The following is a 23,062-nucleotide window of genomic DNA, read 5'->3' on the forward strand; positions in this document are numbered from 1 at the left end:
GCATCCCATTTCCGGGAGACTTGAGGGGCTTTTCTTTTGTTTAGGCTACCATTGTCCAGTATTCCTTTGCCTTGATCCTTTTTACCAGGATAGCTCGTATTCTTTTATTTCCTCTGCCCACAAATCGTTTAACTCTTTTATTATTTCTTTTGATAAACTGCCTTCCGATGCAGCTATATTCTGGTTGAGTTGCTGAACATCTTTGGCTCCAGGGATAATGGTCGATACGTCTGGATAGGAAAGAATAAATTGTAGAGCTGCTTGTACCATAGAACGATCACTTCCTACGATATGACGAACTTGTTCTACTAATTTCCCTCTTCTTTCAATTTCTTCTACACTCCACCGGCTTCTAATGCCGCTAAATCTACTATTGGCATCATACTTTCCTGTCAGCCAGCCTGAATCGAGAGGAACCTTGGTAATCACTCCAACACCTTGATTGTCAGCAGTTTTGATCGCCTCAGCTGGTTCTTGATGGAAGATATTAAACATCACCTCAATGACCTGACTCTCCGTTTGATTTAATAATTCGTACATCTCTTTCCCCGTATCGACCGAAGCTCCATATGCTCTGATCTTTCCTTGTTCTTTTAGTTTTTCCAGAACTTCAAATTCGGGACTATTTCCATTCATAGATGAGAAGGGAGGGTTATGAAGGAGAAGACTATCAAGGTATTCTGTCTGTAACCTTCGTAAACTCTCTTCCACGGAAGAAATCATTTTTTCAGGTTCGAAGGTTTGCTCCCCGTTTGAAGCATGCCCACATTTACTGCTTATAACCACCTGATCCCTTTTTCCTTTAAAAGCTTTGCCAAGGAGTTCTTCACTTTTCCCAGATCCATAGTTAGGGGCCGTATCAAAGAAATTACAGCCAGCATCCATAGCTTCACTCACTAGATTAATTGCCTCTTTATCTGTCATCTTTCCCCAGTCTTTTTCATTACCTAATTGCCATGCTCCAAATCCGACCTCAGATACTTGAATTCCTGTATTCCCTAAGCTGCGTTTTTTCATTGATTATTTCCCCTTCCTTCTTCCCTTTTTCTCTCTCCTGATCCAGGTTCAATGGCAAATCTGTTCCTTGGTAGGTTCTCACAAAAACTACTGTATTGACCTTTATAGTAAATGTTTACTGTTCCTTCCTCAATTGATCCAACTTCTCCCTATTTGTTTTTGCATCTTCTAATGACCGATTTAAGGTTCTATTCTTATGCAACCTGATCGATAGACTCTATTCCTTTTTTACCCTCTAAACCTGAATGTATATATGGACAAGAAGTTCACTGTTTCATTCGATCATAGCGAGCTTAGGATTCAACTGAAATCATTTTCCGTGAACACAAAAAAGCACTGATCCTTATCAGTACTTAATCAAAATTCTGATCCTTTCGTTTCACAGTCGTATAGGAGACAAATTCTCCCCACCCACGTCCCTTTTTATCGATCAATCCGGTGATCAAAGAAACGGCGTACCACAGCCCGTTGGTGAGAATAACAGGTCCAAATCCGATTACTGCCCGTAAGATGATTTGGAAGAAGTTCGGTTTCTTTCCGTTGTTGGATGTGACCGTAAAATTCGTCAGTAACATCCCTAGTGTTCTTCCGTTTGCGAACAGTGGAACGGCGAGTAAGAAAGTGATGTGAGTTATGATGAAGGTTTTCCAAAAGATCGGGTTCGGCTCGTATCCCCGGCCGGTATCGTTCCACTCTGTGTATAAGGCGGCGATCAAGCCGGCGACAATGAGTTCAAGTCCAACGGCGATGAGTCGTTGCAACAGGTTCTTTTCGTTTATGATAATCCCTCCTTCCCTGTGCTATATCCTATGGAAGCTTGACAGGAAAGGTTAGTCCATCCGCCTAGCACAAGGATAGAGAAATGAAGCTAAAGCCTAGGACACTAATTCATGAATCAGCGAATCTCACAAAAAACCCAGAATTTAAAAAAGACCACTCGAGGAAAAGAGTGGTCTTTTTGGATTAAACTTTATTTAAGAGCAGTTGCTGCTTCCTTTCCATGCGACGTTTATGAAGGATCGGCTCTGTATATCCATTCGGTTGCGACAGCCCTTTGAAAACTAAATCACAGGCGGCTTGAAAAGCGACGGATTCTTCATAGTTTTCAGCCATAGGCTGATAGTCAGGATCACCAGCATTTTGCTGATCCACGACTTTGGCCATCCGTTTCATCGTCTCCAGTACCTGTTCGCCTGCTACAACGTTCTGGTGTAGCCAATTGGCCATATGCTGGCTGGAGATTCTTAGCGTCGCTCTGTCTTCCATTAACCCGATGTTATGGATATCCGGGACCTTAGAGCATCCAACCCCGTGGTTCACCCAGCGAACGACGTACCCTAAAATTCCTTGCGCGTTATTATCAAGCTCTTCCTGGATTTCTTCTTCGGACCAATCCGTATTCTCTGCGACTGGGATTTCCAGAATGTCTTCTCTATAGCCCTGAATGTTCTCAGCGATTTGTTGCTGGGTAGCTTTGACGTTGTGATAATGATAGTGGATCGCATGTAGCGTCGCTGCGGTCGGAGATGGCACCCAGGCGGTATTGGCTCCTGCTTTCAGCTGGGAGCCTTTCTCCTCAAGCATTGCCTTCATCATCTCCGGCATCGCCCACATCCCTTTTCCGATTTGAGCACGGCCGAACAATCCGGCATCTAACCCAACGCTTACATTTGATTTCTCATAGGCATCCAGCCACTTCGAACCTTTCATTTCTTTCTTCCTTATCATCGGTCCGGCAGCCATAGACGTGTGAATTTCATCTCCCGTGCGGTCCAGAAAGCCGGTATTGATGAAAACGATCCGCTCTTTCGCCTGCTCGATACAGTTTTTCAGATTCAGCGTCGTACGTCGCTCTTCATCCATGATGCCCATTTTGATCGTGTTGCGGTTAAGGCTTAAAAGATCCTCAATTCTGTTGAATAGATCATTGGCAAAAGCGACTTCTGCTGATCCGTGCATTTTCGGCTTAACGATATAGATGGATTTCTTCGCAGAATTTTCATAGCGGCTGTTTCTTATTAAATCGTGTCTCGCGACAAGCGAAGTAAGTACGCCGTCCATGATCCCCTCTGGAACTTCCTCTCCATTTCCATCCCGTATCGCCGGGGTCGTCATCAAGTGTCCGACATTTCTCATGAACATAAGCGAACGGCCATGGAGCGTAATATCTTCCCCTTCTGGCGTAATATATTTTCGGTCAGGGTTCAAGTTCCTTGTAACGGTTCTCCCTGCTTTTTGGAAGGTCGCCTTCAGTCTCCCTTTCATTAATCCGAGGAGATTCCTATAAACAAGCACTTTATCTTCGGCATCGACGGCTGCTACTGAGTCTTCACAATCCATGATTGTAGTCGTAGCTGATTCCATCACGATATCACTGATGCCCGCAGGATCACTCTTACCGATCGGATGATTCGGGTTAATTTCGATTTCCAGGTGGAGGCCGTGATTTTGAAACAGTATCGCTGACGGCTCTGAAGGGGAACCTTGATACCCTTTGAATTGGGCTTGATCCTTCAGCGTTTCTTTTTCTCCATTTTGAAGGATAGCGGCAAGGGTCCCCTCTTCAATGACGTATGTAACGACATCTTTGTGAGAAGCCTGTTCGAGTGCGAAGATTTCATCAAGAAACTCTTTCGCATACGCTACGACCTTTTCTCCACGCTTCGGATTATATGACTCTCCTTTTTCAGTTCCTTCCTCTTCCGGAATGACGTCCGTGCCGTAAAACGCATCGTACAGACTTCCATAGCGAGCATTGGCTGCGTTCAGGGCATATCTGGCGTTATCTGCCGGAACAACGAGCTGAGGACCGGCCTGGACAGCAATTTCATCGTCCACATTTTGAGTGGTAATGGTAAAGTCCTCGCCTTCAGGTTCTAAATAATTTATTTCTTTGAGGAATTCCTTGTAGGAGCCTTTGTCATAATAACCTGAATGATCGTTATGCCAAGTATCGATTTGTTTCTGGATCTCGTCCCTCTTCGCGAGCAGCTCTTTATTGATCGGGGTTAAATCGTGGATTAACGTATCAAAATCCTCCCAGAATTGATCTTGATTAACTCCGCTTTCCGGCAGAGCTTCGGAGATAATGAATTCATATAATTTCGAATCGACCTCTAGATTTCCGACTTTTACATAGTCACTCATATAATTCCTCCTTCATCTGTGATTGAATTATTGCAACCTGAGCAGTACGGTTTCTATGATCTTACCGCCAACGTACACACCGACAACTCCTAACACTCCTGCGAGGACAGGAGGCGCCGGCAGAGGCAGTTTAATCAATTTGAATACAACACCGATAATGATACCGGCTAGCATGGCAAGCATCGCTTCCTTGATCATGAAAGCTCCTCCTGTTCTTATTGAAGAATGTCCACTTTCTCTCTGACGCTTCTCAGATTGGTTTCAAATGGAGCCTGGATTACTCCTTTTTCCGTAATAATCCCTGTGATCAAGTGGTTTGGAGTGATATCAAATGACGGGTATAATGCCTTCGTGCCTTCAGGAGCGATGGGAACGCCTTTGATCTGAGTCACTTCACTGGAATCACGCATTTCCACTTCGATCGCTTTACCGCTCGTTGTATCAAAGTCGATCGTATGACTGGAGGTTGCTGTAAAAAATGGTACACCGTGTGCTTTAGCGGCGAGAGCATGCATATACGTCCCCACTTTATTAGCCAGGTCCCCGTTTGCCGAGACACGATCGGAGCCGACGACGACTTTATCGATCATCCTTTTACTCATACAAAATCCGGACATGTTGTCGGTGATCAACGTGTGAGGAATTCCGAACTTTTTCAGTTCATAGGCGGTAATCCTTGAGCCCTGCAAATAAGGACGGGTTTCACACGTGAACACGTGGATCTTCTTGCCTTGTTCATGAGCGGTTCGAATGACGGATAACGCACGTCCTCCATAGCCCGCTCCTCCTAAAGCTCCGGAGTGGCAATGGGTCATAATTGTATCTCCGTCTTCGATTAATGCCGCCCCGTTTTCTCCCAATTGATATTCAAACTGCAGCTGGCGCTCAATGATTTCTACCGCTTTTTCCTCTAATTGAGCGATTACATCTTCCTCAGAACCTTTGAAAGAGGCGACCATCTCATCGACCGTTTTCATTAAGTTCACGGCTGTCGGACGTGTACTTTTAAGCAGTTCCCCGGCTTTCTTGATGCTTTCCGGATCCCCTTTGGACTGATAGGCGGCTAAGTATACGCCATACGCCCCGCAAAGACCGATGGCCCCAGAGCCTCGGATCATCATTGACCGAATCGCATCAGCCAGCTGCTTCACTTCCGAGAACGAATAGATGATTTCATCAAAAGGAAGCTTTGTCTGATCGATGACCTTTAATTTCCCATCCTCAACCCAGATAGGTAAAGCAAGCTCCTTTTCTTTCAAACGCTTTGCTAATGTTTCTAATCTTTGCATACATTGCCCTCCTTTACTTAATTGGTTACTGCGCTTTCAACGCTGGCACGAAGCTGCGTTAAGATAAATGATTGTTTTGCTGTAGCCTCTGCAAGGTCGACGACGTTATAGGCGGCCTCAAGCGTAGGGCCAACCGAACACACCCCATGGTCTTTCATAAGCGTGATTTTAATTCCCGGATTCTGAATGAAAACATCCGTCACATGCTGGGCCAGCTCTTTCGATCCGGATGGCGCCACGTCAGCTACTGGAACGTGACCGAGCAGCTTGCGAGCCGTTACGGTTGGAAGCGGAAGCTCTCTCCCTAAGCACGCGTACCCAATCGAGTAATTCGGGTGGCAGTGAACAACGGCGTTCACATCAGGACGGACTTTGTAGATTCCTAAGTGGAAACCTATTTCTTTTGACGGCTTCCCTTGCCCTTCCACAACCTCCCCATCCATGTTAACGATCAAGGCATCTTCTTTACTGACTTCCCCAAGGCTGATGCCGCTTCTCTTAATTAACACGTGATCGGTACCAGGAATTCGAACGCTGATATTTCCACCAGTCGCCTGGGTGTACCCTTTTTGATAGACTTTATGAGAGACATACTCCAGTTCTTTTTTTAATAAATCCAAACTCATCTTCGTCGCCTCCTATTTATTGATAAAAATGATTGTAAAATGCCTTTACGTGCGGCTTCAGCTCGTCAGCTAAGGCGAGCGAAGAAGCGCTGTTTTCTGCTATTTTCTGAGAGCGGTGTTGAGCTCTTCGGATCACATGGTCTTCATCAAAGGCCAGGATTTGTTTGTTTCGCATGACCCACTCCCCTTTAATCATCACGCTGTCAACCGACTGGCCCGATTCATGGGAGACAAGCTGGGATGGAATATTATAATCCGTTGCCCATGTCGTTGTAGTTTTGTTTAAGAAAACAAGATCAGCATCATACCCGCTTTCTATTCGACCGCGAGGACTGCCTCCCATGATTTTCGCTCCATTGATACAGGCCATCTCTAGCATTTGATAAGGGGTTGGCCAGGTTTCGAAGTCTGGCTGAGAGCTGCGGTGAATCATCGCCCCTAACCGCATCGTTTCAAACAGGTTATGGGCGGTTCCGCAGTTACTTGCATCAGTACCGAGTGCCAGAGGCACCCCTTTTTCCAGATAATCAGGAATCGGAGCCAATCCGCTTCCAAGCATCATATTGCTCGCTGGGTTATGAATGACGGATACCCCACGATCCTTTAAGAGATCTATTTCGTCTGGATTCAGCCATACGCCATGAGCGACAGACAGCCTGTTATTCAGCAACCCTAGCTGATCTAATTCATAGACTAAGCCGTTATTATAGAATTTCTTGCTATAACTCTCTTGAATCTTTGTCTCCAGTAAATGGGTGTGGACTTGGAGGTCAAAGCGTTCACTCAATTCCTTACATAGTTTCAAAGCTTCGGTACTGCAGCGCTGAGGAGCATTCGGACCTGCCATAATACGAATTCTTCCATTTTTCTCATGCCAGTCGTTGATTAAATGAATATAGAACTCCTTCATTTCCTCCATCGTTTTTGGCTGACTGGTTTCCAGCTTCTCCATTAAATGCAGCGGTAAATCCAGCTGGAGAAACCGATGGTCCGGAATATCATGAAGCATCGGAGCTACCGAAACATGCATCTTCGATTGTTCGTAAGCCTTTAAGACGGCTTCCACTTTTGGAAGGTGCGGAAAATGATCGATACACCCTGTAACGCCGCTTCGGATCATTTCTGCAACTCCTAACAACACCGCTATTTCAATATCTTCCTCTGTCAACGCGTGACCGTAAGCGACCGTATATAGGGACCATAGTTCCAAAGGGAGGGCGTTTTCTGTCCCTTTTAACAAATTGGAATACGAATGATAGTGGGCATTGGTCATGCCCGGCATAACAATCATCCCTTCCCCATCAACGATTTCTTCTACCTGTAAGGAAGAATCATCGTAGGGTTGTGGAATCACCTTTGCCACCTTTCCGTTCTCTATTACAATCGTCCCTTTGAAAACGGCCTCTCCCGTTCTCATAGACAATATGTCAGCATTCTTTATGAGCGTACGCATCGGTTACTAGACTTGGGTCGTTTCCATCTTGGCAAGCTTCTCTTTTCTAGCTGCAAGTGCCCGCTCGTAAGCTTCATGGGCGATGGAAGGATTGTCATCCGAAGCCAGCTCGATCGTTTTTAAGAAAAGCTCTTTTATTTTCTCCTGGTTATCGATCACGACATTTTTATGGGTATCAAGATCTGGTGGAACATCCGTCGTGCCAGCCGCTAAATCTGTCGAGATCGTCACAACGGCGTAGGCGATACCAAGTTCTCTGGCTAAACTTGCTTCCGTCGCGTTCGTCATTCCGACAACGTCCATGCCCCACTGTTTGTACACATTGATTTCGAGTGATGTTTCATAGCGAGGGCCATCGACGCAAATGTAATTGGCTTTAGGCGTGAGATCCATGTTCAGCTCGTCCGCCGCGTGAAGGAAGGTCTGGTTAAGGTCCGGACAGTAAGGCTGAGTAATTTCTACGGAATACTTCCCGTACGTGTTCTCCCGCTTCGTTGTCACATCCATAAACTGGTCAAGTAAGGCGAGGGCTCCTACAGGAATGTCAGGATTTAATGAGCCGACCGCACACATCGCGATGACATGATCGATCCCCAGCTGTTTTAACGCCAGCATATTGGCGCGATAGTTAACCTGGTGCGCTAAACTATCATGAGACTTTCCATGACGGGGTAAAAAATAGATTTCCTTGCCGGCATGAGTCCCTTCAAAGACAACGGCTTCTCCGTACTCGGTAGGAACCGTCATTTCCCTCAAATCTTCTACTAAGTTATAAAAGCCAGTCCCTCCGATAATTCCTATTTTCATAGTGTGTGACCTCCCTGGTTTCCTAGTAATAGAGATGGATAAAAATACGGTTTTCCAGATTGTTTCTTCAAATCATCCCAGTAACTGAGGATTTTTGTCGCTTCCGTTGCCACCGCAATCGACTGCTCCACCCCTTCGCCTTTATACTCAAATTCATCTTTTACTCGATTGGCGACCGCTGTAAAAATGGCGCCTGCACGCAGTTGGAATAGACTACTGAGCGTTAAAACCGTAGCGGCTTCCATTTCAAAATTTAATACGCCAGCCCGCTGCATATCGTCCATGATCGTATGCATCCAGCTTTGGTTATAATTGCGGAATCCCGGTCTTCCCTGTCCGCAGAAGAAGGAAGCAGCTGTATAACCAATTCCGACATGATAGTTGACTCCGAGACGTTCAGCAGCTTCAATCAGAGCCATGACGACTTCCTGATTAGCGACAGCTGGATATTTGTCATCCACATACTGATCACTTGTCCCGTCATTCCGAACAGCTCCAGCGCAAATGATTAAATCCCCTGGGGCAATGTCTTCCTGCATGGCACCGCATGTCCCTACGCGAAGGAACGTTTCCGCGCCGATCTCAGCCAGTTCTTCCAACGCGCTCGCTGTCGATGGACCACCAGCTCCGGTTGAGCAAGCGGAAATGCCTACGCCTCCCACTTTACCTGTGTATGTAACATGCTCACGGTAAGTGGCTACATGCCTTTGTTCATCCCATAATTTCGCCATCTGCCCCACCCGTTCAGGGTCTCCCGGCAGCAGCACATATTTTTCTACATCCCCTGGACGGCACCGAATGTGATACTGAGATTGATCCGCTGATTCTGGTCGATTTGCTTTTGCTTTCCATTTAAGATCTTGAGCCAACTTTAACTGCCTCCTTTTGATTGGATTCCATCCATTCTAAGATAGAATCTACGGTTAAATAGGTTTGATTTGAATCGAAGTGCGAGATTTGATTTGCGAATGTGGTAATCTGCGGAGGCTGAAGTCCTGCTTCCTCCATAATGCTTTTATCTGAAAAAACAACTTTCGCATGATCGTCTGCGATTTTCTGGCTTTGGTTCATAACGACCGTGCGGCAGTTCAGCTCCCCAATCAAATGCATATCATGGGTAATTAAGACAACGATATGGCCATGTTCTTTAAACATTTTGACCAGCTCCAGCACTCGTTTACAGCCTTTATGGTCCTGCCCTGTCGTTGGTTCATCAAGCACAATAACTTTCGGCGATACCGCCATAATCGAAGCCATCGCTACTTCCTTGCGCTGACTGGAGTTAAGATCAAAAGGGTTGTCCTCTAACTGGTCTTCCAGCTCAAAGATTTCTATGGCCTTTTGGACACGTGTTTCAATTTCCTCATCATCCATCTTTAAGTTTTTACATCCATAAGCCAGTTCTTGCCCGACTGTCGGAAGGAATGTCTGATGATTTGGATTCTGGAACACATACCCTACAAGGCTGGATAGTTTAGCGATCTTCTCTTTCTTCGTGTTTAAGCCGCCAATCGTGATCTCTCCCGTGGTCGGTGTAAGTAAACCGTTAAAGTGTTTGACGAGCGTCGTTTTTCCAGACCCATTGCTTCCTAAGATGGCTACAACTTCGCCTTCATGAATGTCTAAGTTGATGTCCTGGATCGCCTTCACACCGCCAGGATACACATGGGAAACATTTTTCACTGAAATATACGGATTCACTTCTATCCCTCCTGTTGGTCTCACCTGTTTTTGTATGCGTTTTCAAAAATAGATACAGATTCTTCAACTGTTGTGGCTAACTTGAGATCCTGGTCAAATTTCTGATTGTATCCGGCCAGAAATTCTGTGACTTGCGGAGCATGAAGCGTGAGTGCGTGCAACTCTTCAATTTCTGTGAGAATTTCTTCTGGTGTTCCGAACATTTGGATTTCGCCATGATTCAGGACAAGCACTTTGTCACAATAGGCGGCAATTCGCTCGACTTCATGGTCGATGATGATTCCTGTCATCCCGTACTCTTTTAGATTCTGGAGCACGTCATAAACTTCATTCTTTCCTTTTGGATCAAGCATTGAAGTGGGTTCATCCATAATCATGATCGTCGGTCTCATCGCTAATACTGCTGCAATCGCGAGACGCTGTTGCTGACCTCCCGATAAGGCAAGCGGGCTTCTCTTTTCAAATCCTGTCAGGCCTACCTGCGCTAAAGCGTCCTTGATTCGAATGAGCATTTCATCTCTTGAAACACCGAGGTTTCCCATTCCGAAAGCAATTTCTTCCTCAATAGTCATTTGGCTTAATTGGTTTTCAGGTTCCTGGAAAACAAAGCCGACATGTTCGGACATTGCCGCTACATTGCTCTCATGGACATCGATCCCTCTCACAGTCACTTGACCTTCCATTTCCCCATTGATTACCTGGGGGACGAGTCCGTTGATACACATCGCTAACGTCGATTTCCCAGCTCCTGTAGGACCAATGATGCCGAGGATTTCTCCATTTTCGATCGAAAAATTAATATCTTTCAGCGTATCTCCTTCTGTATCGGGATACCTGAACGTAAGGTCTTTGACTTCTATGGCTTTCTCAATCATGAACTAACGCCTCCGATCTTCCCCTGAACTTGTTTATAAAGAAATTTCACTAACATAAATCCGCATACGATCCATGTCCCGATTAAGGAGTAGGTCAACAATGCGTCTGTCGTAAGATGAAGGGATCCCATCATGAACAGTTTGAGGTAAATTTCAAATGCAAATGCAGCGAGCATCCCTAACAAAAAAGTGTAATCAAGGGAACCAATTTTCGTTTCTCTTAAGCTCGTTTTGTTGCCCTTCCTGCTGAATGCCCGGCATTCAAGTACGTAGGAGAGCTGGTGGACCTTCATAAACGTGATGATAAATAGTGGAGCAAACATCGGTACAAGGTTTTTCACTCGTTGAATCAGGTTGCCTTTCACATCCAAACACCTGGCTTGCTGGGCTTCCATCACGATTTTTGCTTCCCTTGCGATGATCGGAATGATCTGGAATGTCGAAAGCAGAATGAAAGCAAAGGAGTGAGGAACCTTCCATTTCACTAAGGCAGATGCCATATCTGATGGATGAGTCGTCATAACGAATAGAACAGCTGCCGTACCAATAACTAAAATTCGGAAAGACATCACGGAAGCATAAACCATCGATTCATACTTGAAAGTCAGACCTCCGAAAATTTCAAATACAGGTGTAACTCCGATTGGATTATAGATTCCATGAACGGTCATAATGAGGACTGCAAATAATAAAAGAAACTGAATCGATACGAGATAAGGTTTGATAAGCTTTGCAGCGACCACTAAAGGAAATAAAGCGACAAGTAAAACAAGTTGGAGAGCCGGATCATTTAAAATAAACGAACTGGCGACAACAAAAGCGACAAAAATCATTTTAGTCCTCGGATCTAAGCTGTGAATCAGACTATCTTTTTGCATATATAAACTGTTCAAATCATTTCCTCCTTCTTTATTCAGTGAATTTGTTCTTAGTGGACGTCTACAACTCTACTTGTCGACCCCCGTTCAATGAGAGTGGGTTGGAATGTGACGGTTTCTTTGAAGTTCTTGCCTTCCTTGACGATTTTGACAATTAATTCAACGGTTTTTTGACCCATTTCAGAGATTGGCGTACGAATTGTCGTTAATTCCGGATCAACAATCTCTGCAAATTGCGAATCATCAAATCCGATGACCGAAAGCTGTTCAGGTACGTTCAACCCAAGCTCTCGAGCCGCCTTGTAGATCCCGACGGCAATCGCATCATTTCCTGCAAAGATCGCTGTTGGTCTGTCTTTTCTCGAAAGCATTTCCAATCCTTTGTTATAACCGCTGTGAATCTTAAATTCATCAAGTTTCACAAAATTTTTATTCAGTTTAACTTTATAATCCTCGAGCGCTTCTTGATAACCTTTATACCGCTCTACAGTCGAATAAGAGTCCGGCTGCCCGCCAATATACCCAATCTTCTGGTGGCCAAGCTCCAGCAAGTGTTTGGTCGCCTGGTAGCCCCCTTCAAAGTTATCGACTAATACTTCGTCAAGCCTTACATCCTTCACCTGACTCCCGAGAATAATGAGAGGCAGGTCAGGTCTTGTTTTAATAATTTCACGGACATTTCTATCGTTGATTTCCGGCGTTGAGAAAATGATGCCGTCAATGCCTTTTCGCAGTAAAAAGTTTAGATACTCCGACTCTTTGCTCAAGTCGTTGTCCGTATTACAGAGGATGACATTAAAGCCATGCTTATGAGCTTCATCCTCGATGGCCCTTGTCAGTTCACCATAAAAAATGTTTTTAATATCCGGGATGATCAATCCAAGAGTCGATGTTTGTTTCTTGATCATGGCCGTTGCTACCATGTTTTTTTGAAACTTTAGCTCATCCACTGCTTTATGGACTTTTTCCTTCGTAGAGGCGCTCGTGTATCCACTATTGTTCAGTACTCTGGAAACTGTTGATATGGATACGTTCGCTACTTTTGCCACGTCTTTAATCGTTACCATTTTCACACTTCCTATCATTTTATGGAAACGTTTCCCTGAGATTAGATGCTAAATTGGTTGATCATCGTTCCATCCCGGGAAAATCCGTTTTCTAGTTGGTTTAATTATACGTTAATAGGAGGTTTATTTTCAATAATATTCTGAAAATATCGAAAACATTGAATGAAAATTATATGGAAACGTTTTTATAAAAACTCAAAAGTATAGGAAGATTGTATTACACAGTTACCTTTCGATTCGAATGGGTGACGGGATTCTCTAAAGAGCCAATTCCTTTAATCTTACATTCAATCACATCATTTTCACTCAAAAACTCTGCCCCAACCGGGCTTCCTGTTAAAATAACGTCTCCAGGCTTAAGCGTCATGACCTTACTCAAGTAAGAAATCATCCTCTTTATCGGGACAATCATAAGGTCTGTTGTGCTATCTTGTTTCTTAGTCCCATTATGAAACGCTTGAATCCTTGCTGTTGCAGGATCGAAGTTTGTTTCTACCACCGGCCCCAGGGGCGTGAATGTATCGAACGATTTCCCGAGCGTCCAGTGCCCATCCTTGTGAAAATATTGAGGAGCTGTCACATCATTACCAACCGTATAACCAAAGACGTAATCCAGCACGTCTTTTTCTTCAATATCCTTTGCTTCTTTTCCGATGACCACGGCCAACTCTGATTCAAATTTCACTTCCTCAATCATTTCCGGGATGACGATGTCACTTTCCGGGCCAATGACGCTGGAAAGGGATTTAAAGAAAAACACCGGCATCTCTGGGCCTTCTTCTGGAAGATCCTTTTTATCGGCAACATAATTGGCGCCGATTCCGATGACTTGATTTGGCACGATCGGTGCCAGCCATTTGACTTCTTCACTTGAGAACGTCTGTCCTAAGTAAAACCAATCAGAATAGATGTCTCCACTAATTTCTGCAATACCGTCAGAAGTGAGCACTCCCTTCCTTACTTCATCGTCCCTGTTCAATGTAAATCTACCAAACTTCATCGACAGTCCTCCCTAGGTCCTTTTAAATTGGAAAAAGGTCAAAGCGTCAGATGATTTGACCCTTTTCCAAGTGTTAACCAGTTGTTATTTATTGATTTCTAGTCTTTTCTTCTATAAAATCTTAGGTAAGCTGAAAGAGCATCATACAACCCTCGTCCAAAAGTGTGTTGTGTTGATGTTCTTTTTTATGCGGACATTTTTCTTTCTTTATGTTTACTTTTCACCACTCCAATTTTTTCCCTGATATCTTTCGCATTCGGAAGGAATCGTACTGGGAAGATCTTAAGGATCATCCAAACAATCCAGAATGTAAGGATTTTATCTGCCATGGTACCCGGAATATTGGCGATAAATGCTGCGTTAAAAATTTGCTGACCTGAAGCAATCAGTCCAGCCGTCAGCACATCGACGGTATGTCCAGAAAAACCACCAAACACATAGACAGATATCACTGTAGCTACTGCTGAAGCTAGTAATCCAGTGACCGCCCCTGAAGTAATAACCTTCCACCCTTTCTTAAACCAGCCTTTTTTATAGAAAAAGTGGGCTAAGAAAGCAACAAATATTCCAACTGCAGCAAATGGTAAGTAGGTCCAACGAACAATAAGTGCCAGAATCACATTCGTCATCAATGCTGTGGCTCCACCCCAGAGCGGTCCAAGCACAATGGCATTTAATACGGTTCCTATGTTATTCAAAAACAACGGAAGCTTTAGCATCTCAACAATCGAATTCGCTACCCAGTTCAACGCAATACCGGCTGGAATCATGGCTACAATGAAACTCGAATTCTTTTTCATCATACCTTTTCATATACCTCCTCGTTTTTTGTGGTGAAAAACCCTCCTAACTTGTCGACACCTCCTTCACAGCACGTATGTAAAAACGTTTCCACAAACATTAAAGGTTTGGCATCACAGCGAATATGGAAACGCTTTCTTAAAAAGAATTATACATAGAGAGCTCCTTAATTTCAACAATTTTTTGAAAATACAAATTATTTACATCTTCACCAATCTCCCCCGTGTCCCTTTTTTGGTCGTCGTTTATTTTATTTTCGATCCCTGCCGGTTATTTAGAATGACTGCACCGCACACCAGTGAATTCCCGTTTCTTTCAGATGTGATCCACATACATAGAATCTTCCACAAACCAGGACGACTCGTTCCCTTGAACTTTTCGTGTTATACTATTATGATATATTTTGGTTGAAATTCAGCTGAAATGGTAATGGATAAGACAAAAACATTTTTACTTTTTAATTTTGGGAACATGGTTTCCCTTAAGGAAAGGGTTCAGATATATATGAAAGAAAATTTTTGGCATGAGTTGCCGAAGCCGTTTTTTGTTCTGGCACCGATGGAAGCCGTGACGGATGTCGTATTCCGCCATGTCGTGGCTGAAGCAGGCAGACCTGACGTGTTCTTTACAGAGTTTACGAATACGGAAAGCTACTGCCATCCGAAAGGAAAAGACAGCGTACGCGGGCGTCTGACGTTCACGGAAGATGAACAGCCGATCGTCGCCCATATTTGGGGAGATAAACCCGAATACTTCAGGCAAATGAGTATTGGCATGGCCGAAATGGGCTATCGCGGCATCGATATCAATATGGGCTGTCCGGCGCAGAATGTCGCAACGAAAGGGAAAGGCTGCGGACTGATCCGCCGTCCGGATGTCGCAGCGGAAATCATCCAGGCCGCCAAAGCGGGAGGACTGCCCGTTAGCGTGAAGACCCGTCTCGGTTACACGGAAGTAGACGAATGGCATGACTGGCTGAGACACCTTCTGGAACAGGACATCGTTAACCTGTCCATTCACCTTCGTACGAAAAAGGAAATGAGTAACGTCGATGCTCACTGGGAGCTGATTCCTGAGATCAAGAAGCTTCGTGACGAGGTCGCCCCTCATACGCTTCTGACGATCAACGGCGATATTCCTGACCGTCAGAAGGGCCTTGAACTCGTAGAAAAATATGGCGTGGATGGCGTCATGATAGGACGCGGGGTTTTCCATAACCCGTTCTGCTTTGAAACAGAGAAGAAAGAGCATACGAGTGAAGAACTGCTAGACCTTCTTCGCCTGCAGCTCGACCTTCATGATAAGTATTCCGAAGAACTGGAGCCGCGTCTTTTCAAACCGCTTCGCCGCTTCTTCAAGATTTACGTCCGAGGATTCCGTGGAGCGAGTGAGCTGAGAAATCAGCTGATGAACACCCACTCTACCGATGAAGTGCGTGCGCTGCTTGATGAATTTATGGAGAAAGATGGCGTGAAAGAAGAGCAAAGTTTTTCTGTTTCTTAAAGAAGTTAGATTTAAAGGAGAGGAAAGCCGTCGTGCTTTCCTCTCTTTTTTATGAACTCTGGAATAGAGAACAAAAATAAAAAAGCATCCTTGTCGATGCTTTTTTAATTCTTTTTCATCACGCGTTTCACTAAGAAGAAAATACCCACAATGACAAATAAGAATATAAGAATACCGATGGGGCTGACTGTTAGCAAAGAAACTCCTCCTTAAAAGGCATATAGGGTAAATGTTCCGGTAGTCGTCGTGATTTTAGAATATGCATTCGTATGAGTATAGATTACTCCTACAGCGCCGTATTTCCTCGTTTCATCCGTGCTCCAGGATGTCCTTGCATATTTAGAAGAGCTAACGATGGACCCCTTATAAACGATCCCTACGTAGGTGCCTGAACTTCCAACCAATCCGTAAGCGGTATTGGTTATGACATTTTTTATTTCTCTCACTTTACTGCTGCCTCTGTAGATTTTAGACTTTACGTTACCTCGATAAGAGTGAGTGAAGATATTGATGTCTGAATATATTTTTCCGTAGAAATTCAAGGAAACACCATTGGACGATTTATACTTATCAAATGATTTACTATTAGAGCCGGTGAATGTTGAGGATCCATCGGGTGTATCTAGACTTTCCATATAGGAAGGTGTGAAAGAGGCGTTGGGTATGGTGGCATAGGCTCTTATGAACTCGGCATCTTCTGGAGAAAAAGGTTCATGTAAGTCATAGGATGCGTTAATTTCTGAAAAACGTTCCTGAATTTCTCTTTTGCTTAGTTTTTGATTCTTATCGAACGTTGTTTGTGCTGGCTCTATAGGCTTTATTGTAGCAGGAGTGGGTTTCTCTAATAAGATTTTATGCGATTCCTCGGCACTTGCACTCCCGGAAAACGAAAAAATAGAAAAGAATAAGAGAGCATAACCAATGACTACCAAACCAAACGTTTCAGATCGTTTCATAAGCATTCTTCTCCTTATCCTATTTTGTTGTAAAAAAAGAATACCACCAGAAAATCAGGTGGTCTATAGGTTTCTTATATAAAGCTATCATTCTACAAAACTTCCGTTGATAGGCAAGGAGAGAGGTCTACATACCGACAAAACAAGCGATACTATCAACACAAACTAGAAATTATTTCACTTGGTTGGATGTTCAATTCAAAGGATCCGCTTCTGAGTTGATTTTTGTGTTAAAACAAAAGAAGGCAGCCTCAGTAAAGGCTACCTTTTTAATATTACCAAGTCCATCCATAGGCTTTTACTTCTATATTTTCAACTTTTTCAGCTACATCACGAGGGATCTCAGGATAGTTAAGTTCAAACCCTGCTTCGCTTCCTGGATTTACTCCTACATCCACTGAGCCATTTAAAACCCCTAACAATTTTCCGTCTTTATCAAATAATGCTGCTGCAAGCCTGATATCATCCTGTTTTTCTTCAGTGGTATTTTTAACAAGACCAGTTACTTTGTAGGGGTTTGAATATTCGTCACCTATAGTCCCTTTAATTCCTGAAGTTTCTAATAAGTTAGGTGATTGATCCGTTTTATCAAAACCAAAGTTATACGTAGTTTCTGTATAGCTTTCGGCATCACTGATTCCCTCTAGAATTGTACTTTCTGAAATAAAAGCTGTTTCACCAGGGCCTACTACACTAGGAACCGCATAGATCATCGGTGCAGTACCTAATACTTCTCCATCCTTACCTTTAAAGGTCATTTGAGTTTCATTAATTTCAACAGGTGTATCACCTGTATTTTCAAAAACTGCTGATGAGTGAACCCATACTGCGTCAATGGAGTCTTTCCACGCTCCGCCAGTACTTTGTGCAATCTCTAACTTGGCTTCAGACTCTTCTTTTGTTTCTTCTTTTTCTTTTGTGGTTTCATCATTATTTGCACTAGCATTCGTATCTCCAGCCATCTCTCCATTTGAACATGCAGTTAAAAACATAATAAATACCAATGAAAACAAAAGTATAATTTTTCTCATTTTACTATCTCCTTATTTAGGCTGCCATTTTTTCAGTTTTTGGCTTTCTAATAATCCCCATTAAACCTGCTGGAATAAGTAATAAGGCTGGTACTACTCCAAATAAACTAATTGAAACAAGTATAGCTACACCACTAATTAACATGATCCAGCCACCTAGCTTTGCTTTAAACTTCACAACAATGGCCCCAATGATAGCAGTAGCACTAAAAAGAAAGGCACTACTCCCTAATCCACTAAGTTCACTGGACCCATTAAGTGCTTCATCTAGTGAACCTACGAATAATGCAAAGAAAGCCCCTCCAAATCCTATAAGCCCGCCAAGAATACCTAAAACCATTTCCGTCGTTCTACTCAACAGAATCCCCCCTAATCTGTTATTTACTACCTGTAAATAATGTACCATGTTTTTATTAAAAACAGTATATTAGTAACCGTATTTATTTAATTTTTACCAATTAAATGATACAAAAATGACACAATTTCCTCCGTTTACATCAGAAATTGGTGGTATACTAAAAGTGTAAAGAAGATAATAAAAAAACATAAACAGCTTAGGTGGCTCAACCATCACGAGTTCGTTTCCAAACGAACGAAAACGCCTGCCAATTAAGGAATTTGAAATCCTGTGAAAGGATAGAAACCAACTTTTCAAATGGTCAGGCGCTCGAGAAGATTTACAGATCGTAGGCAATTGAGAGGGTTTTGTAAGACAATGCTCTCCAGTCTGTTCAGATCAAGGTTGAGTAGTCTAACAAAGGGAAGCACCTTAGCAAATGCTATATCTCTTCTAAACATAAAGAAGAGAAAAATTGGACTTAACAAGAGAAGGAAGCGAATTCCTAGAAGAATTGTCCTTCGAGAAAGTCTGAAATTCAAAGTGTGTAGAATCAAGGATGATTCTTACATGGTTGGGTCACCTAAGTTGTTTATTTTAGCCCTCTCACTTTCCTCAGTGAAGGGGCTTTTTATTTTGCAATTTTACGCTTACCTTCTAGCTGAGCTTTATCTGTAATTCACTTGGTTATTTGAATGGTCATGTCAATATAGGATCGTTCTTACTTAAAGTTTTGTGCATAGGATGCTTCAATAAAAAAAGCCCCTCAAGGTCTTCCCTTTTCCGGGAAACCTGAGGGGCTTTCGTTTATTTAGACTTCTACCGTCCAATTATACGTATCTTCTTTTCTACCACGCTGAATGCCAGTGATAGTGTCATATAGCTTCTGAGACAGCGGGCCGATTTCGTGATTGTTGATCACGATTTTCTTCCCGTTCCAATTGAACGTTCCGACCGGTGAAATGACAGCTGCTGTTCCTGTACCGAACGCTTCTTCAAGCTTGCCTTCTTCATAAGCATGATAAATTTCTTCGATCGTAATTCTCCGTTCCGTGACCGGTACACCCCACTCGTTTAAGACTTCAAGGATCGATGTTCTCGTGATTCCTCTTAGGATACTTCCGCTCAAGGCCGGAGTAACGACTTCTCCGTCGATTTTGAAGAAAATGTTCATGCTGCCGACTTCCTCGATATAGCGCTTTTCGATTCCATCAAGCCAAAGTACGTCATTGTTTCCGGTCTGACTCGCTTTCGCCTGTGCCTGGTAGCCGGAGGAGTAGTTCCCAGCGGTTTTCGCCATGCCAGTTCCGCCTTTCACGGCACGGGTGAACTTCTCTTCGACATTGATGGTGACAGGGTGAATGCCGCCTGAGAAGTAAGGACCAACTGGAGACAGGATAATCATGAACGTGTACATTTTTGAAGGGGATACGGCCAGATTAGGCTCGGTTGCAATGATGAACGGACGAATGTAAAGAGACGTCCCTTCAAACGAAGGCACCCAGTCCTTTTCAATTTTCAAGAGCTCCTTCAAGTAGCTCATCACTTCGTCTTCGTCGATCGGAGGAATGCTCAAGCGATCGCTCGACTGGTTGAGACGCTCAAAGTTTTTCTCAGGGCGGAACAAAAGGATGCGGTCATCATCGGTACGATACGCCTTCAAGCCTTCGAATACGGTTTGGCCGTAGTGGAAGATCATCGCGGCTGGATCGAGCGTCAGAGGCTCATACGGGGCGATGCGAGGCTCGTGCCACCCTTTCCCTTCTTCATAGTCCATTAAGAACATGTGATCCGTGAACGTGCGGCCAAAAGGAATCTCTTTTGTTTGCGGCTTTTCTTTTTTATGGTTGTTTTCGATAAAGGTTAGAGATTTATTCATAGCGGTGGCTCCTTCTTAGATAGTTTAGTGGATTACGTACATCCTTTAAACGAACAAAGGATGGAGATATTGTTATATATTTTACGGGTTACGAAAGAACTTTTAAAGCCCTTCGCGCAAACTTTTAGAAAATTATTAAAGAAAGCAGGAAAATAACAAACACACCTCAGGTCATCCAGATTCTGGATGACCTGAGGTGGAAAGAAAAGGGAATTACAGAATTCCAATTGTGTTCAGTAAGATAACAACAGCAACGGCGATGACTGGGATCAATAGGGCTACGACGAAAATGTCTCTATAGCTGTCTTTATGGGTCATGCCGGTAATCGCAAACAAAGTTAGAACGGCACCGTTGTGCGGCAGCACGTCCAGTCCTCCTGAGGATAGTGAAGCTACACGGTGGAATGCTTCTGGACTAATGCCTGACGTCTGCGCAATTTCATAGTATTTCGATCCGAGGGCTTCAAGGGCGATTCCTAACCCGCCAGAAGCTGAACCGGTCGCACCAGCTAAGGCGTTAACGGCAATCGCTTCTGAAATCAACGGATTCCCTTTGATGCCAACTAACAATTCTGTCAGCCGCTCAAAGCCTGGCACCTCACGGACGACGGTACCGAAACCAACGGCGGCACTCGTGTTGATAATCGCTATAACTGAGCCGCTTGCCCCTTTATTAATAGAGGTGACAAAGCCTTTGATTAGCGTAATGTTCAATAACATGATGAGTACAATACCAGCAATCAAGGCGGTAACGACATCCCATCCCAGTAGGTTCAACGTCAGTAGTACCGTAAGCAACGGCAGCACTGACAAGATGAAATTTGGCATACGATCGACCTGATTGACCATTTTCTTATCATTCGGTTCAACAAACGTTTCCCCTTTTTGCTTTAGCTCTTTCTCTCGATAACGTAAGTATAAATATCCACCGACAGCCATGATGACTGCTGCCACGATTCCCATTACTGGAGCAGCGGTTGCTGTGGTTTTAAAGTATTCCATTGGGATCAGGTTCTGAATTTGCGGTGTTCCGGGCAGTGCGGTCATCGTAAATGTGAACGCTCCAAGTCCAATGGTTGCTGGAATCAGCTTACGGCTGATATCCGCTTCACGGAACAGCGATAAAGCAAGTGGATACACAGCAAAGACAACGACGAACAGGCTGACACCGCCGTAAGTCAGTACGGCAGCTGAGACGAGCACTCCGAGAATCGCGCGTTTGGTGCCGATAACTTTTGTGAATGCGACGGCGACCGAACGGGCCATGCCCGTGTCCTCCATTAGTTTTCCGAAGATGGCTCCGAGCATGAACACAGGGAACCATGCTTTAGCAAAGTCGACAAAACCGCTCATGTACGTATCTTTATATGCATCAAGCAGGTCCAGACCGCCTGTGACGGCGACCACCCCGGCGGCGATCGGCGCCACCCAGATGATTGACCATCCCATATAGGCGAGTGCCATCAGGACGACGAGACCGAGTAATATTCCTAACATATGTGAGCCTCCTTCAAATTATAGGGCTTCTACGACCATGGCGATGCCCTGGCCTCCACCGATGCAAAGCGACGCGACACCATACTTCTGATTGCGTCGTTTCAGTTCTTTAACTAACGTATAAAGCACTCTCGTTCCGCTTGCGCCAACCGGGTGGCCGAGTGCGATAGCTCCGCCGTTGACGTTCACTTTCTCACGGGAGAGACCGAGCTCTTTTTCCACCGCTAAATACTGCGCAGCGAACGCTTCATTCACTTCAACAAGATCTATATCGTCTAACGTAAGCTCTGCTTTTTCCAGAGCCTGGCGAATCGCTGGAACAGGACCGATGCCCATCACGTTTGGATCGACGCCTGCAACGGACCAGGAAACGACTTTCGCTAGCGGTTGTTTGTTGTGAGCGTTTACAAAATTCTCACTGGCCACAACGACAGCTCCAGCGCCATCATTAATACCGCTCGCGTTGCCTCCCGTAACCGTTCCGTCTTTTTTGAACGCCGGATTCAGCTTCGCAAGCCCCTCCGGATTTGTATCTGGACGAATGTGTTCATCTTCATCGACGACTGTTGTCCCTTTTCGCGTTTTCACTTCAACGGGAGCAATCTCCTCATCAAATCTCCCGGATACACGAGCTTCCGTAGCACGTTGGTGACTGAGGGTGGCAAACTCGTCCTGACTCTCACGGGAAATCTCGTATTTTTCTGCTAGATTTTCACCCGTAACGCCCATACCGGCCCCGATATACTCATCGGTCAGCGCTGCCCACAATGTATCATCTACTTTCGGGGTACCGAGTTTGGTTCCAAAACGGCTGCCTCTTAATGCGTATGGTGCTAGACTCATGCTGTCGACACCGCCAGCAAGCGCGAGTTCTCCTTCTCCGAGCTGTATCGACTGCGCGGCTGATACAACCGCCTGAAGGCCGGATCCGCACAAACGGTTAACCGCTAAAGCGGGGCTTGTGATTGGGAGTCCTGTATCCAAAGCGATATGCCTTGCTAAATAGGGAGCGTTTTGCGAGGAATGAATCACATTTCCCATCACGGAAAAATCGATCTGCTCTGCCTCCACACCGCTTCGTTCAATCGCTGCTTTACTTGTTGTTACCCCGAGCGTTGTCGGGTCTACGTCCTTCAGTGAACCTCCGAAACTTCCAAACGGGGTACGTGCGCCTTCTAATAGATACACAGGTTTCATA

22 protein-coding genes are annotated in these 23,062 nt (G+C 44.4%); 1 reads left to right on the plus strand and 21 read right to left on the minus strand.

Annotated elements, in window-relative coordinates:
- Window positions 1–81: 81 nt before the first annotated feature.
- From ACRYKC_RS01835 to ACRYKC_RS01905, 15 genes are all read right to left on the minus strand, one after another.
- Complete coding sequence (locus tag ACRYKC_RS01835) at window positions 82–1,017, minus strand: aldo/keto reductase (protein ID WP_433804943.1); 936 nt, start codon at window positions 1,015–1,017, stop codon at window positions 82–84.
- A 353-nt stretch (window positions 1,018–1,370) separates the two neighbouring features.
- Complete coding sequence (locus ACRYKC_RS01840; RefSeq protein WP_433804944.1) at window positions 1,371–1,778, minus strand: RDD family protein; 408 nt, start codon at window positions 1,776–1,778, stop codon at window positions 1,371–1,373.
- Between the two features lie 202 nt (window positions 1,779–1,980).
- A complete protein-coding gene (locus ACRYKC_RS01845) occupies window positions 1,981–4,164 on the minus strand; it encodes a malate synthase G (RefSeq protein ID WP_433804945.1) in 2,184 nt (727 codons plus the stop codon).
- Window positions 4,165–4,191: 27 nt separating this feature from the next.
- A complete protein-coding gene (locus tag ACRYKC_RS01850; RefSeq protein WP_369793226.1) occupies window positions 4,192–4,362 on the minus strand; it encodes a DUF1427 family protein in 171 nt (56 codons plus the stop codon).
- 17 nt (window positions 4,363–4,379) lie between these two features.
- Window positions 4,380–5,453, minus strand: coding sequence for an S-methyl-5-thioribose-1-phosphate isomerase (gene mtnA, locus ACRYKC_RS01855; protein WP_433804946.1), 1,074 nt, complete (start codon window positions 5,451–5,453; stop codon window positions 4,380–4,382).
- A gap of 17 nt (window positions 5,454–5,470) precedes the next feature.
- Window positions 5,471–6,079, minus strand: a complete 609-nt coding sequence (locus tag ACRYKC_RS01860; protein WP_433804947.1) for a class II aldolase/adducin family protein — start codon at window positions 6,077–6,079, stop codon at window positions 5,471–5,473.
- Window positions 6,080–6,095: 16 nt separating this feature from the next.
- Window positions 6,096–7,532 carry an amidohydrolase family protein gene (locus ACRYKC_RS01865; RefSeq protein WP_433804948.1) on the minus strand — a complete coding sequence of 479 codons (1,437 nt, stop codon included), beginning with the start codon at window positions 7,530–7,532 and terminating at the stop codon, window positions 6,096–6,098.
- A gap of 6 nt (window positions 7,533–7,538) precedes the next feature.
- The gene (locus ACRYKC_RS01870) at window positions 7,539–8,339 is read right to left on the minus strand and encodes an MTAP family purine nucleoside phosphorylase (protein ID WP_433804949.1); all 801 of its coding nucleotides are present in this window, start codon (window positions 8,337–8,339) and stop codon (window positions 7,539–7,541) included.
- Window positions 8,336–9,208 (minus strand): nucleoside phosphorylase, encoded by an 873-nt coding sequence (locus tag ACRYKC_RS01875; protein WP_433804950.1) that lies wholly within the window; start codon window positions 9,206–9,208, stop codon window positions 8,336–8,338. Before ACRYKC_RS01875 ends, ACRYKC_RS01870 begins: the two co-directional genes overlap by 4 nt.
- Entirely contained in the window at window positions 9,192–10,040 is an 849-nt protein-coding gene (locus ACRYKC_RS01880; RefSeq protein WP_433804951.1) for an energy-coupling factor ABC transporter ATP-binding protein, read from the minus strand. Before ACRYKC_RS01880 ends, ACRYKC_RS01875 begins: the two co-directional genes overlap by 17 nt.
- A gap of 20 nt (window positions 10,041–10,060) precedes the next feature.
- The gene (locus tag ACRYKC_RS01885; protein ID WP_433804952.1) at window positions 10,061–10,915 is read right to left on the minus strand and encodes an energy-coupling factor ABC transporter ATP-binding protein; all 855 of its coding nucleotides are present in this window, start codon (window positions 10,913–10,915) and stop codon (window positions 10,061–10,063) included.
- The gene (locus tag ACRYKC_RS01890; protein ID WP_433804953.1) at window positions 10,912–11,808 is read right to left on the minus strand and encodes an energy-coupling factor transporter transmembrane component T family protein; all 897 of its coding nucleotides are present in this window, start codon (window positions 11,806–11,808) and stop codon (window positions 10,912–10,914) included. The genes ACRYKC_RS01885 and ACRYKC_RS01890 overlap by 4 nt, the downstream gene beginning before the upstream one ends.
- Window positions 11,809–11,843: 35 nt before the next feature.
- Entirely contained in the window at window positions 11,844–12,860 is a 1,017-nt protein-coding gene (locus ACRYKC_RS01895; protein ID WP_433804955.1) for a LacI family DNA-binding transcriptional regulator, read from the minus strand.
- A 217-nt stretch (window positions 12,861–13,077) separates the two neighbouring features.
- On the minus strand, window positions 13,078–13,860 hold the full coding sequence (locus ACRYKC_RS01900) for a fumarylacetoacetate hydrolase family protein (protein ID WP_433804957.1): 783 nt from the start codon (window positions 13,858–13,860) through the stop codon (window positions 13,078–13,080).
- Between the two features lie 185 nt (window positions 13,861–14,045).
- Window positions 14,046–14,663, minus strand: a complete 618-nt coding sequence (locus ACRYKC_RS01905) for a hypothetical protein (protein ID WP_433804958.1) — start codon at window positions 14,661–14,663, stop codon at window positions 14,046–14,048.
- A 502-nt stretch (window positions 14,664–15,165) separates the two neighbouring features.
- Between ACRYKC_RS01905 and ACRYKC_RS01910 the strand changes: the two genes are divergently transcribed.
- Complete coding sequence (locus tag ACRYKC_RS01910; protein WP_433805122.1) at window positions 15,166–16,164, plus strand: tRNA dihydrouridine synthase; 999 nt, start codon at window positions 15,166–15,168, stop codon at window positions 16,162–16,164.
- A 209-nt stretch (window positions 16,165–16,373) separates the two neighbouring features.
- Here ACRYKC_RS01910 and ACRYKC_RS01915 read toward each other — a convergent pair whose 3' ends face one another.
- From ACRYKC_RS01915 to ACRYKC_RS01940, 6 genes are all read right to left on the minus strand, one after another.
- Window positions 16,374–17,120 (minus strand): hypothetical protein, encoded by a 747-nt coding sequence (locus tag ACRYKC_RS01915; protein ID WP_433804959.1) that lies wholly within the window; start codon window positions 17,118–17,120, stop codon window positions 16,374–16,376.
- A gap of 275 nt (window positions 17,121–17,395) precedes the next feature.
- The gene (locus tag ACRYKC_RS01920; protein WP_433804960.1) at window positions 17,396–18,151 is read right to left on the minus strand and encodes an FxLYD domain-containing protein; all 756 of its coding nucleotides are present in this window, start codon (window positions 18,149–18,151) and stop codon (window positions 17,396–17,398) included.
- Window positions 18,152–18,167: 16 nt separating this feature from the next.
- Entirely contained in the window at window positions 18,168–18,509 is a 342-nt protein-coding gene (locus ACRYKC_RS01925) for a hypothetical protein (RefSeq protein ID WP_433804961.1), read from the minus strand.
- A gap of 790 nt (window positions 18,510–19,299) precedes the next feature.
- Window positions 19,300–20,367 carry a branched-chain amino acid aminotransferase gene (locus ACRYKC_RS01930; RefSeq protein WP_433804962.1) on the minus strand — a complete coding sequence of 356 codons (1,068 nt, stop codon included), beginning with the start codon at window positions 20,365–20,367 and terminating at the stop codon, window positions 19,300–19,302.
- 213 nt (window positions 20,368–20,580) lie between these two features.
- Window positions 20,581–21,864: a GntP family permease gene (locus ACRYKC_RS01935; protein WP_433804963.1), complete on the minus strand. Its 1,284-nt coding sequence runs from the start codon at window positions 21,862–21,864 to the stop codon at window positions 20,581–20,583.
- A gap of 18 nt (window positions 21,865–21,882) precedes the next feature.
- Window positions 21,883–23,061 (minus strand): acetyl-CoA C-acetyltransferase, encoded by a 1,179-nt coding sequence (locus tag ACRYKC_RS01940; RefSeq protein ID WP_433804964.1) that lies wholly within the window; start codon window positions 23,059–23,061, stop codon window positions 21,883–21,885.
- Window position 23,062: the final 1 nt, after the last annotated feature.

Source organism: Halobacillus sp. A1-3 (assembly GCF_050971765.1).
GTDB lineage: Bacteria > Bacillota > Bacilli > Bacillales > Halobacillaceae > Halobacillus > Halobacillus mangrovi_B.